The organism is Solwaraspora sp. WMMA2080 (assembly GCF_027497395.1).
Classification (GTDB): domain Bacteria; phylum Actinomycetota; class Actinomycetes; order Mycobacteriales; family Micromonosporaceae; genus Micromonospora_E.
In genome coordinates this window covers 5,919,271-5,935,573 of record NZ_CP114910.1, presented here as the reverse complement: position 1 = coordinate 5,935,573, position 16,303 = coordinate 5,919,271, and the positions used below count along the sequence as shown (strand labels likewise).

The following is a 16,303-nucleotide window of genomic DNA, read 5'->3' as shown; positions in this document are numbered from 1 at the left end:
GGGCGCTACCAGCGGCCGATCGACGGCACCCCGGCGGCGTCGTGCGGGGTACGGGCACCGGCATCGTCCGAGGTACGGGAGGCGGCAGCGGTGTCCGCCCAGTCGCGTGGGCCGGCACCGTCCCCGCCGATCGTCGGGGCGTCGGCACCCCGGGGCTGCGCGTCCGGGCTGGTCTTGCGCCCGTTCGCGAACATCACCTGGTCGAAGCGCACCTCGACCGGAGTCGCGTACCGCTTGCCGTTGACCGGGTCGTGCCGCATGAACTGCGGCGGCGCGATCCGGACCGTCACGTCGTACGGGCCGGGACCGGGCACCGAGGCGTTGCCACCGTAGTGGTACAGAAACGGGTGCCACAGGAACGGCAGGCCGGCGGTGGCGACCGGTTGACCGTTCCGGCTGACCGCGATCCGCACGTCCAGACCGGGGATGAACCGGCCGTCGGCGGCGTCCGCGACCGCGACCTCCAGATGCACGTTCGCATCCGGGGCAGCCTCCCGCCAGACCAGCTGACCGCCGGAGAGCTCGTACATGCCCTCCGCCTCCTCGTTGACGAACGCCACTAGGTAGTCGCCGGCCAGTTGGCTCAGCGCCCCGTCCTCCTCGGCCATGGCGCGCAGCGCGCCGCCGTACGCCTGACCCTGCCGCCGGGCGACGGCGAGCTGCTCCTCGGTGGCCTCGTTGCTGGTCCGCATGGGCGGCTGCGCGGCTGGTGTCGTCATGGTGACCCTCCGGGTCGATCTGCTTGCGTCCCCTGCTTGGAGGTCTACCCCGCAACGGCCCTGCTATTACTCACCCCACCGACAGATCGGTGGCCCGGTGGGCAGCACCAGTCACCCGCCGGTCAGAGGGCTGGTGCGCTGCCGTGTCGTTGCCGCTGTGCTGCCACTGCCGAGTCAGCCTGGCGACCTAACGACGCCTGCGGGCCGGGCCTCTCACGACCGCGTCAGGTCAGCGGGATCTGCCGCATCGTGGTTCGGGTGGCTGCGTAGATGAACGGTCGCGGCTCGGCGAGGCAGCGCGATGGGACACGGGGGGCGTTGGCGTTTGTGGATGACCGTGCCAGGGTCGCCGGGATGGGTGACGTCGGAGCGGAGGCCGGCGAGGACGCGCGGTCGGCGGTCGGCGAGTGGGTAGGGCACCCCGAATCCTCCCGGAGCAGGTCGATGAACGCCCGCAACTCGACCATCGGCACCCGGTGGGTACGGCGGTACTCCCGCAACAGCCCCGCCTCGACGAACTCGGCCCACGTGACCGAACGGGCGCCGCGCGGCTCGGTGCGTAGCACGGGTTTGTGCCGGCGTCCCTTACGCTCGTCGCCCTCCAGCCAGTAGTGCAGCGTCGACTGCGCCACCCGAAGGAGCCGGGCAGCCTCCGCCTCCGAGAAGACCTCACGCTCCAGGACGCTCACCACCGTGCCGGTCTCCCACGCACCGGCTTCTTCATGGGTATGCCAGACGGCCTTGTGCGACGCCTTCGTGGCTGTGCCGCCCGCGTAGGGCGGACCGCCGGCCGCAGACCGGGATTCGTGTGCTGGAGTTGTGGTCCTGGCCTGGGAGGACGGGGGCGGGTGACGTGGGTGAACGTGGGCGACTCCCTGCCATCCAAGGTGAACCCCAGGTCGCTAGACTGGGCCCTCGCGCCCTCGTAGCTCAGGGGATAGAGCAACGGTTTCCTAAACCGTGTGCCGCAGGTTCGAATCCTGCCGGGGGCACCCCAGAGATCAGCGAAAACGCCAGCTGACCAGCGCGTACGCATATCGCGGTCGTAGGCAGCAGGATCTGCAGTCAGCCAGACTCGGCTCGTACGCCCAGATCCGCTCAGCGTCGGCGTCCGCGCGGTCCTGCGCTGCTTCCAGCTTCGCAAGCTCGTCCGCGCCCCAGCGGCAGCGCCACCTAGCCCAGGGCAGTCGCCAAGCGCGCTCGATCACGAGTACACGTTGTGACGGCCGGCACAGCAGCCTGGAGAGTCGTTTCGGGGTGCCACAGCCACAGTGCCGGAGGCCCGTCACCATACGCGGGTGTTTCGCGACTGGTGCGTAGGGTGGAAGACGCTACCAGCACCAGCCCAACCTGTGAGTCCGAAAATGACTGTTAGGCGAGTTTCATCCCGTACGCTCGGCGCGGGCACGGGCGCGCCGTGGCTGACCGGCGTCGTCGCGTACGCGGCGGCGGTCGCCATGGCGCTGGTGGTCCTTGTGACGCCGACCCCGGCGGCCGCAGCTCCGCCGTACACGCTGGATGAGCGTGCCCTGGCGATCGCCTCGCCGTCACTGGCCTACGTCGAAGTGGTCTACACCGGATACCTGCGCGACAAGCAGTCCGGCGCACCACTGCGCGCGTCGCCGATCACGTTCACCCGGCGGTGCAGCGGATTCGTCGTCGGCACCGGCGGCGAGGTGATCACCAACGGGCTCTGCGTACGGCCGGCGAAGGACACCGCGGCGCAGAACGCCCTCTACTCGCTCGGACGCATCCTCATCGCGGAGAACTCTCTCGAGGCCGACGCGCTCGACCGCTACGTCGCCGACAACCTCCGCCAGAGCATCTTCACCGGCCTCGAAGCCGCAGACGAGCCGGACCATCAGGTGTACGGGCAGCTCGGCGTCGCGCCCACGGGCGGTCTGACGGAGAGCCCGGCGATCCCCGGCGAGGTGACCGAGGTGCTGGACGCCGACGCCGGCAACATCGCCCTGGTCAAGCTGGAACAGCAGAACCTGCCCACGGTCGAGCTGGCCTCGTCGGGCACCCTCGACCCGGGGGCCTCGCTGGTCGTGGTCGGCTACGCCACCGACGAGGTCGATCCCCGCACGGCGACGTACTCGCTGCGCTCCAAGCCGGTGAAGGTCATCGGTACCGGCACCCGCGGCTCCGCGTCGCTGTACCGGGTCAACAAGGACGTCGGCATCCACTCGCTCGGTGGGATGGCGATCGACACGAACGGCCACGTCGTCGGGGTGCTCGACAACGACCTGGAACTGCCTGACCGGGCGAACCGTGCGCTGGTGCCGATGCAAACCATCACCGCGCTGCTCGCCGAGGCGGGCGTCGACAACGCGTTGGGCGAGACCGATCAGCTGTTCCGCAGCGGGCTCGACGCCTACTTCGCCGGTGACTACGAGACCGCCATCAGCCAGCTCGGCACCGTCGTAGAAAACTCGCCGGTGAACTCGGTCGCCCAGACGTACCGGCAGAACGCCACCGAGCTGCAGAAGATCGAAGACAGCTTCTCCAGCGGAGCTGGCTGGCTGATCTGGGCCAGCGGCGCGGCCGGCGGCGCGCTGGTGATCGGGCTGATCATGCTCGTGGTGCTGCTTCTGCAGCGCCGCGCCCGCCGCCAGCTGACGTCGGCCGAGCCGGTGCCCCCGGCCGCGCCATATCCGTTCTCGCCGGCGTCCGGATACCCGGGCCAGCCCACTCCCGGGTACCCCTCGGCACCCGCCTATCCGGCACAACAGCCAGCGCAGGAATACCCGCCCGCACCTATCTACCAGCCACCCGCACCCGCTTACCAGGCGCCGCCTGCCCCGCGACAGGGGGCAGCGCCCGACGACCAGACGTGGCCCGACGACGAGGCGTTGCCCGACGAAGTCGGGCCCGACCCGCACGGGCCCAACCGCCACCACTAGCTACAGCGCGATCAGCGACAGTGGCTTCGGCTGGTATCCCTCCAGGTAGCGGGCCGGGTCGGCGTGCAGTACGGAGGCGAGCAGCGTGCCGAAGACGTCCCGGAAATCGGTGGTCGCCTTCAGGTCGCCGTCGTCGAGGTCGGTGAGACTGGGCTGTTCGCCGTGGAAGCCCCCGACGACTCGAGGGCCGAGTACGAAGACCGGTCCGGCGGTCCCGTGGTCGGTGCCATCGGAGGCATTGGCGCGCACCCGGCGGCCGAACTCACTGTAGACAACGACCGTGACGTTGCGCCCGGCCGGGCTCGTCGCCAGCCGGTCCATGAACATGGCCAGTGCCCCGTCGACCTCCTTGAGCAGCCGCTCCTGCGCGGGCCGTTCGTCGGCGTGCGTGTCGAAGCCGCCCAGGCTGACCGAGTAGACCTGGGTGGGTACGCCTGCCTCGATGCACCGGTGCACGAGCGCGAGTTGGGTGGCCAGTGACGTCTCACCGCCTGTGCCGGTGGCCGGGAGGTGTCCGGCCTCGCCGGCCTCGAACGGCTGATCGGACTCCCGTACCCGTCGGATCAGGCCGTCGACCCGCAGAAAGTCGTGCAGCGCGGTCGCCGCCCGTGCCTGCAGGACGTCCTCGCCCCGCTGTTCGCGCCCGAGCGCGCGGACCATGTCCGCGCTGATCCCGGCGGGCAGTTGGGGTACGCCGAGCGTGACACTCGCTCCCGCCCGCGTCTCGCCTGCCAGCAGTGGCGGAAGCACCGGCTCGAAGCTGACGGCCGCTTCCGGCGATGCCTGGATCCCGTCGAGCCAGCGCCCCACCCAGCCGGTCCGGATCGGCGCGTCGGGCGACGCTGTCTGCCAGATGTCCATCGACCGGAAGTGGCTGCGGTCCGGCCGGGGGTATCCGACGCCGAGGACGACTGCCAACCGCTTGTCGTCCCAGAGCCGCTTCAGTCCGCCCAGCGCGGGGTTGAGTCCGAGCGCGCCGTCGAGGTGGAGCACCTCCTCGGGGGCGTAGGCCAGCTCCGGCCGGGCGGAGTGGTAGGCCGGGTCGGTGTACGGGATGACGGTGTTCAGCCCGTCGTTGCCCCCGTACAGCGTCACGATCACCAACGTGTCGGCCGGTCCGGGCTCGCCGTCCTTGTCGCCCTTGGCGAGCAGCTCAGCGATGCCCAGGCCGGCTGCGGCGAGCGCACCGCCGCCGAGCGCGCCGGAGGCCAGCAGGAACGTGCGTCGGGTCAACGGATCCATGCTAGTTCACCAGGTATTCCGGGCTGGCCAGGCCGAGCGTGATCAGCTCCCGCGGTGTCGTCGCCTGTTTCAACGCCGCGTACGTACGGTTGGTCCAGGTCGGAACGACGAGTACGTCGGCCAACCGCTCCACCGTGATCCACGGGCCGCCGGCCGACTCGGCGAGTACGCCGGCCAGGCCCAGCCTTACCTGGGCTGCCGAGGAGGTCAGCCAGGCTGTCCCGCTCGGCCAGCCGGCCACACTCGGCGGCGCGAACGGCACCTGCCCGAGACCCTTGAGCCCACTGACGACCGTGTGGAAGGCCTCGCCGGAGAGCCGCGCCGGGCGGATGCCGAGCTGCCGCATTGCTCCGACCAGCCACTCCATCGGCTGCTTCACCATCCGGAAGCGCCCCGAGCGGAACTGCTCGTCCTCGACCAGGGCGCGCAGCATCGAGATGCCCACCGGGAACGCCGCGACCATCTTCCCCCGGGTGGACTCCGGGATCGGCTCGGTGGAGGACGCGTACCGGAACCACAGCCGGTCCGCGATGAACCGGGGGCAGGCCGGCCGGGCGGCGAGGTGGTCCACCAGCGAGAGCGCGTCGAACTTCGTGGTGGCGCCGAGAATGGTTTTGGGACCGGCGTCGTGGTCCTCGGGTACGAAGATCGCCGTCGCCGGCACGCTGAGGTCGGTCTTCCAGCCGGTCAGTGCCCGGCCGGCCGCCTTGACGTCGCGTTCGCCGTACTGGCCGATGCCGAGCATGAACAGTTCCATCAGCTCTCGGGCAAAATTCTCGTTCGGCGCCCGTCTGGTGTTCGTGTGCCCGTCGAGCCAGTAGACCAGCGCCGGGTCGGTGACCAGTTTGCGGGCCATTGTGGTGAACGTCGGCGAGCTCCGTATCTTTTGGTGCTGTGCCAGCATGAACTGCGGACTTCCGACCTTCCGTATTGAGGTCGCCCAGTGCCCGTGCCAGAAGAACAGCAGCTTCTCGGTGGTCTGGTGGTCGGCGACGGTCAGCCGGTCGAGCCACCACCGGATGATCGTGTCGGTCTGCTGGCGGCGGAGCGCCTCCGCGGCGGCGCGCCGCTCGGCGCCCGGGTCGGGCAGATCGTCGAACGCGTCGGGGCCAAGCTCCGGCATCGGCGCCGCCGCTGCACCCCGGTCCTGCTCTCCGGGGTCCATCAGGCGCGCCACGGTGGCCCCGTATCCGGCCTTCGACGCGGCGGCCAACTCGGACGAGGTCGGACCGAACCCCACACGTCGCAGGAGCAGTGCGACGCTATCGCTCATGTGGATTAACGTACGCGACTGTGCCGGCGACCGGGTACCGCCGAGCGCCCGCGCCGCGTCGCCGCCCCGCGCCGCGTCGCCACCAGGCCCACCAGGTTGACAGGTAGGGCACGCAGCACGTCGGTGGCGACGGCCAGCTGATCAGCGCGGGTGAAGCTGACCCGGGCCACCAGCAGCGTCGCGTCGGTCGCGCCCGCCAGCAGCAGCGTCTCCGCATCGGACAGTAGCGATGGCGCGTCGACCACGACGAACCGGCCGCCGAGCCGCAACGACTCCAGCGCCGGGGCCAGCGCATCCGAGGCCAGCAGTTGCTCGCTCGGCCCAGGCCCGACCGGACCGGCCGGCAGGACGTACAACGGCAGGTCCGGGAGCCGGTGTGTGGCCTGCTCGGCCGCGACCTCGCCGCGCAGCACGCTGGTCAGGCCGACTGTGTTCGGCACGTCGAAGAGCCGGTGCACGCCGGGATGCCGTACGTCCGCGTCGATCAGCACGACCGGCTCGCCGGCCCGGGCGAACGCGATGGCGATGTTCGCCGCAGTAGCCGTTCTTTCTTCCCCCGGCACCGGGCCGGTGACCGTGAGGCTGGCGAACCGGCTCCCGGCCGCGCGCAGCCGCAGGTTGGCGCGGATCTGCCGGTACGCCTCGACGCGCGGCTCCGTGTCGTCGCCGGTCGCCAGCGGCGGCCTCCCCCCGCCGGCCGCGACGGCACCGAGCAGGACGGTGCCGGCGACCTCGGCCGCGTGGCTCTCGTCTCGTACGGTGCGGTCGCGCGCGTAGCGGACCACCGCGACGAGGACCCCGATCGCAAGGCCCCCGGCGGCGCCGAGCCCGGTGTCGGCGGTGACCTGCGGTGTGGCCGGGGCCGAGGGCGTCGTCGCCGGCCGGGTCACCGAGACCTTGACCGGTGACTCGTCGATGCCGGTCGGCTTCTCCAGGCGCGCGACGTATGCGGGAAACTCCGCCGCGATCGCGTCGGCGATGTCGCGGGCGCGTACCGGATCCGGGTCACGGACCTCGACGGTGAGCACCGCCGTGCCGGCCGCGCCGGTCACCGTGACCCGCTGCGTCAACTCCGAGGGCTGGTACGGCAGTCCGAGCCGCCGGACGACGGCTTCGGCCACCTCGGGGCTGTTGCCCACCTCGGCATACGAGCGCACCCGCTGCAGGATGTAGTTGCCGCCCTCGTTGAGTTGGCCGATGTCGCGGGTGGTGAAGTTCGGCGCGAAGAACAGTTGGGCGTCCGCCCGGTACATGGGTTCCTGCTGGGCGGACGCGAGACCCGCGCCCGCGCCGCCAAGCAGCACCAGCGCCAGCACCAGCCACCGCTGCGACCACACGGCTCGCAGCTGGCGCTCGAGGGTGAGCTGCTGCCACTGCTGGTGCCGCTGCTGGGGTACGGATGGCGCGACATCGCCCGGCCCGTCGGAGGCAGGCCGACTGAGCAGCCGAGCCGGGGCGAACCGCCCGGAAAGCTTCACGCTGAACCTCACACCCCGCCGGAATAGCGGCGCAATGTTAGCAGCAGGTCCGCTCCGCTCATCGTCGCAAGGCCGTCAACGCCGGGTCGGGGAGCCTACAGTCGACGGGTCGCAGCGACTCGGCGGCGCCGATGCCGACGGCGAGCAGCAGCACCCCTGCGGCGGCCGGCCACAGGTAGAAGTCGAAGAACCAGATCTGTACGGCGAACCCGACGATGAGCATCCGTGCCGTCAGCGACCTGAGCTTGACCAGCACGACCGCCAGGATGGACACGAACACCAGCAGCGCGAGCACGCCGAAGTCGTACCAGAGGGTGAGGTAACTGTTGTCGAACGCCTGTGCCTGCCCGTCGGAGATGCCGATCTGCTGGAAGAACCGCACGTGCGCCTCCGGGCCCAGGCCGAACAGCGCACTGCCGGCACCGTCCATGATGCCGGACCAGGCCTCTTCCGTACGGCGGTAGCGCGCCGTCGCCGAACTCGACCCGCCGACGTTGGTCAGGCGGGCCCGGACGAGGTCCGTCAGGTCCCGCACCGGCTTGGGACCGACGGCCACCAGCACGGTGCCGGCGGCGGCGGACGCCGCGACCAGACCGACCCCGCGCCGGGTGAGCTTGCGCGGCTGGGCCAGGTACCAGATGCCGAGCGCGCAGGCCGTACCGATCCACGCGCTGCGCGACCCGGACAGCAGCAGGCCGACCGCGCCTGCGGCGAACGGCACCTGCCAGAGCCGGCCGCGCAGGCCGACGGCCACGCACATCGCCAGCATGCCGTACGTGCCGTAGACGATCGGATGTCCCATAGTGCCGGCCGACCTGCCGGCTCCCGCCTGTGCCGTGAACGCGTTGCTGATGGCCAGCTGGTCGAGAACCGGCCAGGTGCCGGACATCCGCTGGTAGACGGCCAGCAGCGTGACGGGTACGGCGACCCAGGCGAACGCCCGCGCCAGGCGGACCACCGGCGCACCGGCCCGCGCCTCGGCCACGACATGCCAGCCGACCAGCGCATAGCAGGTCAGCGGCGCGACGGCGATCACAATGTCCTTCGGGCCGGTCCACCACACCAGGCCGGTGAGCACGCAGGCCGCCGGGACCACGAATCCCACCATCCCGCCGGACGGCAGCGGCGCGTACGGCTGGAAGCGCTGAATCCGGCCGAGTGCGGCGATCGCCGTCGCCGCCAGCAACACTATCCATACCGGATCGACGGGGTATCCGGGATCGGCGGTGACCGGGACGAGCAACAGGACCGCGAACAGCGTGTAGTTGAGCCGATCCGGGGTCCACAGCCCCCAGGCGAGCACGCCGACGACGGCCACGGCGGCGAGCGCGAACGGCTGCCAGGCCGCCACCACCCCGACCGCCACGGCAGCCGCCCCGGCGACGACCGCCACGGCCGGGTCCGCCGGACGGGACGCGCCACGCAGCGTGGGCAGGTGCGACATCAGCTGACCGCGCCCAACTCTTCGAGGTACGCGACGAAGCGTGCGGCCGGGGACGGTTCGGTGGCGAGCTCCTGCCCGCGCCGTGACGCCTCGGCCGTGAGCCGCCCGAACGCCTCCCGGTCGGCGGCCAGATCCAGCAACGCCGAGGCGAGCGCACCGGCGTCGGCATCCACCAGCAGTCCGCCACCACCGGCGAGGATCTCTGTCGTGGCGCCCGCCCGGTAGCCGATCACCGGTGTGCCGCAGCGGAGCGACTCGAACGTCACCCGGCCGTAGGCCTCGTTGCGGGACAGCATCAGCGTCGCGTCCGCCCGCGCGTACAACGCGGCCGGGTCGTCCGTCCACGCGACGGTCTCGAGCTGCGCCTCGACGCCGTACCGGCGGGCCAGGTCGACGAGGCCCCGCCGCGCTTCACCGTCGCCGACCCCGGCCAGGGTGAGGGTGAACGCGCGGCCCTGGCGCGCGCAGATCGCCAGCGCCTGCACCGCGTCGGCCTGGCCCTTCTCGGCGCTGTGCCGGCCCAGCAGCAGCAGCCGCTCCAGTGCGACCGGACGGTCCGCACCCGGCCCGGGGACACCGGATTCGACCGGCGGCGGGATCACCCGCAGCTTCGTCCGCGCCATCGGTACGGCGCTGGTCACCTGGCTGGCGGCGTACGCGGAAACCGCCACGACGCCGTCCGAGAGGCGCGCGATGAGCTGGACGATCGCGGCCCGGGGCAGCACGGACCGCAGGCTCGGGTTGCTGAGCAGGCTCTCCCGCACCACCCAGACGTGCGGCAGCCGGGCCATCCGCGCGGCGATCGCCCCGGCTGGTACCACCGCCGAGTTGGTGACCACGACGTCCGGCCGCGTTCGGTGCAGCAGACGCCGGTATCGGGGAACCGACGCGAGTGCTTGGAACAGTCGGACCGCGCCGACCGCAGGGCCGTACCGCCGGCCCATCCACAACCGGGTCGGCAGCACGACCACGTCGGCGCCGGCCGCAGCGAGCTGCGCGCGCAGCGGCCCGTCCCCGGGTAGCGTGACGGTGACCTGGTGCCCGCGCGCCCGTACCGCCTCGCCGACCAGGGCGAGCAACGAACGCTCCGCGCCCATGAGATCGGCGGAGTGGCTGACGAACAGGGCGTGCACGCTAGAACCTCTCCGTCGGGCCGTGCACTCCACGCAGCCCGTCCCAGTAGCCGGCAAGAACGGCGAGCGCCCGGCGCCGGTCCTTGCGGCCTCCGGCGACGAGGCGGAGCACCGACCTGGCCAGGTTCTTGTAGTGGACCGGCTCCCCGATCAGGATCCGCCGCAGCGGACGGGGGTAGTGCTTGCGTACGTAGAGGATCTCGTTGCGGTGATGGTAGTACTGCGCGCGAGGACTCGAACCGGCCAGGCTGCCGCCCCGCCGGTGCCACACCTGCGAGGCGCAGACCAGGCCGATCCGGCCACCCGCCGTGGCGATCCGCCGTACCAGGTCGAACTCCTCCTTGTAGTGGAAGAACCGCTCGTCGAACAGGCCGACCCGGACGGCCCAACCGACGCCGAGGAGGATGGCCGCGCCGGTCACCACGTCCACATCGTGCGCACCGACCTCGCACCCGGCGCAGTGGACCGGCCGCACCCGACCGCCCGGCAGCGTCGCGGCGACGACGTACGGCTCCGGGTCGGGGGCGTCGGGTCGCGCGGACGTCGTCTGGACCGATGTGGATACCGCGTACCGGTCCGCATGCGACATCAGCGCCGGCAGCGTGTCCGGCCGGGGTACGCAGTCCGCGTTCAGCAGCCAGACGAAGGCCGCGTCGCGGTCGTGCGCGACCCGGATACCGGCGTTCATCCCGCCGGCGTAGCCGAGGTTGGCGTCGAGCCGCACCAGCGTCACCGCATCACCGAGCGTACGCAGCTTGTCGATGGAGTCGTCGGTGGAGCCGTTGTCGACGACGACCACCTCCGGCACGGCGCTGCCGGCGGCGACCGCCCGGACGCAGCGGATCGTGTCGTCCGCGCAGTTCCAGTTGAGCACCACCGCGACGACGCGGGTTCCGTCGCTATTCACGCCCGCTGTCCCTGTCCCCCGCCACCCGATGACCGGCCCCGGACCGGACGGCGAGGCCCAGCGCCGTGCTGTGCGCGGCGAACAGGGCCACCGACAGCGCGGCGACGCCCCACGCCCCGTACGGCGCGGCGACGAGAGGATAGCCGACCACTGCGGCCAGCGCGGTGCCGAGCGCGATCACGGCGGTGGTGCGCTCGCCGCCGAGGTTGACCAGGCGCGCGCTGAGGACCTTACCGACCGACACCGCGACGCTGCGCGGCACCAGCAGCGCACCGAGCAGCACCGCCGCCGCGTACCCGCTGGTCAGCACCCCGATACCGGCCAGCCCGACGAGCACCAGCACTCCCATGCCGACCGCCAGGTAGACAGCCCGACGCAGCACCCCGCGCAGCCGATCGGCCGAGCCTTCCTCGTGGTCGCGCAGCGTACGCTGGGCTGCGACGACTGCGCCGGCCTGGGAGAACTCGATCGCCGCTACCGCCAGGGAGTAGATCGCCAGTGCGTCCGCGCCCTGGTAGCGGGCCAGCGCGAGTTGGTCGAAGCGGTACGTGAAGATCTGTGCCACCGCGCCGGTGTGGGTCAGGCCCAGCCGGGCGAGGCGTTCGGGCTCCGCCGAGGCGCGCCGCGCCATCGCGCCCAACGGTGCCCCGTGCGCCGCCCACATCGCGACGGCCATCACCGCCTGGCAGCCCAGCCAGGCCAGCAGCCAGACCGTCGCGTCGTCGACCGAGGCGAGGATGAGCACGAGGTAGAGCACGGGCGCGGTGGCGGCGAACAGCGCGCGCTGGCGGTAGACGGCGACGAACCGCCCGAGGGTCAGGCCCGCCGCCGCGGGCATGGTGCCGGCCGCGACGCACGCCGCCCCGGTCGCCGCGAGTGCCGGTGACGCCGCCTCCGCGTACCAGGCGAAGACCCAGCCCAGCGTGGCCGACAGCGGCACCGTGGCAGCGTAGACGGCGAGGCTGCGCCGCCCGGACCGCTCCCGTAGCCAGTCGCTGCCCTGAGCGAGCATGAACGTCTCCAGTGACAGCCCGCCGACTGCGACGCCGACGGTCGCGCTCGTCGTCGTAGCGACCAGCAGGCCGCGCTCTGCCGGCGGCAGCGCGACGCTGAGCAGGATGGCGAACCCGGACATGGCCAGCGCGGCCACGTACATCACCGTCGCGCTGCCGACCGCGCGCCGGATCGCGTACGCCGCCGGCCTGAACCGGCCCGGCCCGGACCGGCCCGGGCTCAGCCCTCGGCTCGTCAAGCCCGCAACCCGGCGACGGTGCCCCGGATGACGGCGGTCGCCGCGTCGGGGCGGCGGGCGAGCAGCGCCTTCGCGGCGTAGCCGAGCCGGGCCGCGGCGGCGAACGGCACCCGGTGCCGATAGTGCTTGCGGAAGAAGATCATGCAGCTGCGGCTGGCGTGAAAGTACGTCGTGGTCGACTTGGCCGCCATGTCCGCCGTCGCCCCGGTCGCCACCCCGCCGGTGTGCTCGACGGCCAGGTCCGGGACCGCTGTGGTCGGGATGCCCAACCGGGCCGCACGTAGCGCTATGTCAGCCTCCTCGTAGAACAGAAAGAAGTCCTCGGAGAACCCGCCCAGATCCTGCCACGCGCGGCGGGTGACGAGCAGCGAGTGGCCGGCCGCGTAGACCAGTTTGCTCGACCCTGGCACCCCGCCGGCGGGCGGTCGTCCGCTCTGGCCGGTCCACAGGTCGACCATGCCGAGGTCCGGCCCGCCGCCCGGTGCGACGCTGGCCGTCGCGCCGATCGCGCGGTCGCCGGCGTGCAGCACATCGAGGGCCGAGGCGAGCACGCCGCCCGCGATCCGAGTGTCCGGGTTGAGCACCCATATGACGTCAGCGCCCTCGGCCAGGAGCCAGGTGGCGGCGAGGTTGTTGCCGGCGGCGTACCCGACGTTGCCGTGCCCGGCGATCACCCGGACCGTCACGCCGGCACGCTCGGCGGACCCGGCGATCTCTGACAGTTCGGCGGCCTGGTCGCTGTTGTCGACGATGGCGATCGCGATGCGCGGACCGGTGGCCTGCGGACCGGTGGCTCGTCCGGTCACGATGGAACGGATGAGGCAGCCGGTGTCACCCGCACTACGGTAGTTGACGATCGAGATGCCGAGCAGACCGCTCACCGTGCCCCCACCGCACCATAGCCCGCCACACGCCCAGGACACGAGTACGAAACAGGCTCCCGATCAACCTGTCAAGTAGCCTCGGAACCATTTCCTTCCTGGACCAGGTCGACCAATCCAACTGGATCATGCCGGCTTTGCCAAGCCCGACTCCCTAGATTGGAGCAATCGCATTCGTCGGGCACGACTGGCGTCTGCGCGGTGATGAGCGCGGCAGCCACAGCGTTCGGGGGCCTACCCGAGCATCCGCGATGCCCTGGAGGTCGCGGCCGGTGAGGCCGGCTCCGTGACGATCGACGCGAGCGACGGCATCGGACAGCCCGGAGATGATCGACCTACGCGGCCTGGTTCGCGTGCCGGCGCCCGCCCCGACGGGGGGTGACCCAGACATGGCCACGCGACGCGACCAACTCCACTCGTACCAGTTCCTCACTCAACGGGTCATATCTGCCTACGTGATGCGCGAGACCGACCCGCAGCAGTCCCCGCTGCGCCGCGGTGTCGGCGCAATCTTCGGCGGCCTGATGATCGCCATCCTGGTAGCCGCCGGGTTCGGCATCTACGGCATCGTGACCAAGGCCGGCAGCGACAGGTGGCAGGCCGACGGCGCGGTCGTGATCGAGAAGGAGACCGGCGCCAGCTTCATCTACCGTCAAGGCAAACTGCACCCGACGCTCAACTACGCGTCGGCGGTGCTGGCCTCCGGCCGCCCCGACGCGCCCGTGTTCCGGGTGCCTGGCAACTCGCTGGCCAGCACGCCCCGCGGCGTCACGATCGGTATTCCGGGCGCGCCCTACTCTCTGGCACCGGCCAGTAAGCACATTGGCCTACCTTGGACGATCTGCTCGGCGCCCAGCGGGGATGACACCGGCCGAACCGTCGAGACCGTCTCTCTGGTCGTGTCCCGGGCACCGGTCGGCGGGCGGTCGCTGGCGGAGGAGGGCGTGCTGGTCCGCGACTCCCGGCAGGACGCGACGCACCTCGTCTGGCACGGCCGCCGGTTCCTGATCCGCGACGCCCGCAACGTCGTACCCGCCCTCTTCGGAGAGGTCAACGCCGCACCGGTCGGCCCGGCGTGGCTCGACGCGCTACCCGCCGGCAACGCCATCGAACGGGTCGCGTTCAGCGGCCGCAACCAGCCGTCCAGCGAAGTGGACGGCTGGGCGATCGGCGAGGTGCTGGTCGCGCAGACCGGTTCGGGGCCGCAGTACTACCTCGTCCTCGACGACGGGCTCGCGCCGATCACCGAGCTGCAACGGAGAATCCTGCGCGCCGAGTTCACCGTGGCCGGTCGAGATACCTGTGTCCCAGGCTACGGCGGCACCGACCAGCAGCCAGGTGCGGCCAGCGGCCGGAGACAGCGCGCCGCCCGCGTCGCCGCCCGCGACGCCGCCCGCGCTGATCCGACCGGCAACCGGCGACACGCTGTGCGCGGTCACCAGCGACGCACGCACCGTACCGACGATCACCTCTGTCGGCGGTACGGTGGCCGGCCTCGACGAGGCCGTACCGACCGACTCGGTCACCCGCGACGGTGTGATCCTCGCCGACTATGTGCTGGTGCCGCCGGGCCGGGTCGCCGTCGTGCGGGTTTTCGGCGCGCCGACCGCCGATACCGGCCCGTACTACGTCGTCACTGACCTCGGCATCAAGTTCCCGGTGCCCAACGCGACCGTCCTCGGGCAGCTCGGCTACTCGGCGACCCAGGCGACCGATGTGCCGACCACGCTGGTCTCGCGGATACCCACCGGACCGACGCTCGACCCGTCGCGGCCACCCGCCCCGCCTCGGCGGCCCCCGCCGACTGACACCGGGGGCGCTCAGTCGAGCAGCTTGCCGGGTGGGCCGGGTTCTTCTAGCTCGTCCCGCCGCGCGGCGGCCCGGGAGCCACCGCAGAGCGCCGGGACCTCCGCCGCCCCCGCAGCAGCGCGACCGACAGTGTCAGCACGGTCAGCACATAGTGAAACGCCCGGCGACGCGTTGGCTGGCACCGAGGAGCCCTTTCTGCGGCGTACCCGCCCGCGGTAACCGGCGGGTTCCGAAAGACCCCGGCCTCGGTCAGGCTGTTGCGGCACGGTTAGCAAGCCATCTCGGAGCCGGTACACGACGAAGTCGCCCGGGGGGTCACGCCGCACCGGCCTCCGTCGCTACGCAGTACGCCGCGAAGTAGGCTCGCCTAACCTAAGAAGGAGCAGCGAAGCGGAGGAACATGCGATGGCGACGACCCGGCGGCAGGCACCGAATCAGTACGTACTCACGGTCGAGTCCACCGAGTGGCTGACGCCGCACCTGGTGCGGGTGGTTCTCGCCGGGCCGTCGCTGGCCGAATTCAGCTACGTCGGCCACACCGACGCGTACGTGAAGCTGCTGTTCGTCGACCCCACGCTCGGGCTGGAGCCGCCCTACGACCTCGCCGCGCTGCGAACCACCCTGCCGGCCCGGCAACGGCCGGTGACCCGTACCTACACGGTCCGCTGGTTCGACCAGGCCACCCGGCGGCTGGCGATCGACTTCGTGACCCACGGCGACGCCGGGGTGGCGGCGGTGTGGGCGGCCAAGGCCACGCCCGGCGACCGGCTGGTGATGTCGGGTCCCGGCGGTGCGTACGCGCCCGACCCGGAAGTCGGCTGGCACGTGTTCGCCGGGGACCTGTCCGCGTTGCCAGCGATCGCCGCGTCCCTGCAGGCACTGCCGGAGCACGCGCGCGGCGTCGCGCACCTCGAGATCACCGATCCGGCCGACATCATCGACCTCGAACACCCCGCCCAGGTGACGGTGAACTGGCTGGTCAACGCCGACGACGGTGACACCGTGTTCCTCGCCCGCGCGATGGAGGACTGGCCCTGGCCGCCTGCCAAGGACTCTCCCGGCGCCGTGCAGGTCTTCGCGCACGGCGAGCGAGAGTCGATCAAGGCCGTCCGCAAGGTGCTCCAGGCACGAGGCGTCCCCCGCGAGGCGATCTCGATATCCGGCTACTGGGCCCGCGGCCGCACCGAGGACGTGTTCCAGGCTGAAAAGCGCGAGCCGGTCGGCCGGATCGACTGACCGTCGTACCCGGACAGGGCCGT

General features: G+C 71.7%; 12 protein-coding genes, 1 tRNA gene and 2 pseudogenes. 5 read left to right on the top strand and 10 right to left on the bottom strand.

Annotated features, from left to right (window positions below):
- Positions 1-212: 212 nt before the first annotated feature.
- Both O7543_RS27240 and O7543_RS27235 read right to left on the bottom strand, forming a co-directional pair.
- Positions 213-530 (bottom strand): annotated as a pseudogene (locus tag O7543_RS27240) (iron transporter); the annotation flags it as partial.
- Between the two features lie 413 nt (positions 531-943).
- On the bottom strand, positions 944-1,411 hold the full coding sequence (locus tag O7543_RS27235; protein ID WP_281551246.1) for a hypothetical protein: 468 nt from the start codon (positions 1,409-1,411) through the stop codon (positions 944-946).
- Positions 1,412-1,638: 227 nt separating this feature from the next.
- Between O7543_RS27235 and O7543_RS27230 the strand changes: the two genes are divergently transcribed.
- Together O7543_RS27230 and O7543_RS27225 are read left to right on the top strand one after the other, a co-directional pair.
- Positions 1,639-1,711 (top strand) — tRNA-Arg (locus tag O7543_RS27230).
- A 360-nt stretch (positions 1,712-2,071) separates the two neighbouring features.
- Positions 2,072-3,625, top strand: coding sequence for a DUF3824 domain-containing protein (locus tag O7543_RS27225; RefSeq protein ID WP_281567290.1), 1,554 nt, complete (start codon positions 2,072-2,074; stop codon positions 3,623-3,625).
- On the opposite strand, the gene O7543_RS27220 is transcribed toward O7543_RS27225, so the two are convergent.
- The 8 genes from O7543_RS27220 to O7543_RS27185 are packed head-to-tail and all read right to left on the bottom strand — an operon-like array spanning position 3,626 to position 13,235.
- Positions 3,626-4,867 carry a DUF1501 domain-containing protein gene (locus tag O7543_RS27220; RefSeq protein ID WP_281551248.1) on the bottom strand — a complete coding sequence of 414 codons (1,242 nt, stop codon included), beginning with the start codon at positions 4,865-4,867 and terminating at the stop codon, positions 3,626-3,628. It lies immediately after the preceding gene.
- Position 4,868: 1 nt separating this feature from the next.
- Complete coding sequence (locus O7543_RS27215) at positions 4,869-6,140, bottom strand: DUF1800 domain-containing protein (RefSeq protein WP_281551249.1); 1,272 nt, start codon at positions 6,138-6,140, stop codon at positions 4,869-4,871.
- A 5-nt stretch (positions 6,141-6,145) separates the two neighbouring features.
- Positions 6,146-7,618: a polysaccharide biosynthesis tyrosine autokinase gene (locus tag O7543_RS27210; protein WP_281551250.1), complete on the bottom strand. Its 1,473-nt coding sequence runs from the start codon at positions 7,616-7,618 to the stop codon at positions 6,146-6,148.
- Between the two features lie 58 nt (positions 7,619-7,676).
- On the bottom strand, positions 7,677-9,062 hold the full coding sequence (locus O7543_RS27205) for an O-antigen ligase family protein (protein ID WP_281551251.1): 1,386 nt from the start codon (positions 9,060-9,062) through the stop codon (positions 7,677-7,679).
- The gene (locus O7543_RS27200) at positions 9,062-10,195 is read right to left on the bottom strand and encodes a glycosyltransferase (protein ID WP_281551252.1); all 1,134 of its coding nucleotides are present in this window, start codon (positions 10,193-10,195) and stop codon (positions 9,062-9,064) included. The genes O7543_RS27205 and O7543_RS27200 overlap by 1 nt, the downstream gene beginning before the upstream one ends.
- A gap of 1 nt (position 10,196) precedes the next feature.
- A complete protein-coding gene (locus tag O7543_RS27195) occupies positions 10,197-11,102 on the bottom strand; it encodes a glycosyltransferase family 2 protein (protein WP_281551253.1) in 906 nt (301 codons plus the stop codon).
- Positions 11,095-12,354 (bottom strand): hypothetical protein, encoded by a 1,260-nt coding sequence (locus O7543_RS27190; RefSeq protein WP_281551254.1) that lies wholly within the window; start codon positions 12,352-12,354, stop codon positions 11,095-11,097. The genes O7543_RS27195 and O7543_RS27190 overlap by 8 nt, the downstream gene beginning before the upstream one ends.
- Positions 12,351-13,235, bottom strand: coding sequence for a glycosyltransferase family 2 protein (locus O7543_RS27185; RefSeq protein ID WP_281551255.1), 885 nt, complete (start codon positions 13,233-13,235; stop codon positions 12,351-12,353). The genes O7543_RS27190 and O7543_RS27185 overlap by 4 nt, the downstream gene beginning before the upstream one ends.
- A 326-nt stretch (positions 13,236-13,561) precedes the next feature.
- Here O7543_RS27185 and eccB point away from each other — a divergent pair.
- The 3 genes and pseudogenes from eccB to O7543_RS27170 all read left to right on the top strand — a co-directional run.
- Positions 13,562-14,452: pseudogene (gene eccB / locus O7543_RS27180) on the top strand (type VII secretion protein EccB); the annotation flags it as partial.
- Positions 14,453-14,537: 85 nt separating this feature from the next.
- Positions 14,538-15,263: a type VII secretion protein EccB gene (locus O7543_RS27175; RefSeq protein ID WP_348650049.1), complete on the top strand. Its 726-nt coding sequence runs from the start codon at positions 14,538-14,540 to the stop codon at positions 15,261-15,263.
- A 186-nt stretch (positions 15,264-15,449) separates the two neighbouring features.
- A complete protein-coding gene (locus O7543_RS27170) occupies positions 15,450-16,280 on the top strand; it encodes a siderophore-interacting protein (protein WP_281551257.1) in 831 nt (276 codons plus the stop codon).
- The last annotated feature ends 23 nt before the right edge of the window (positions 16,281-16,303 follow it).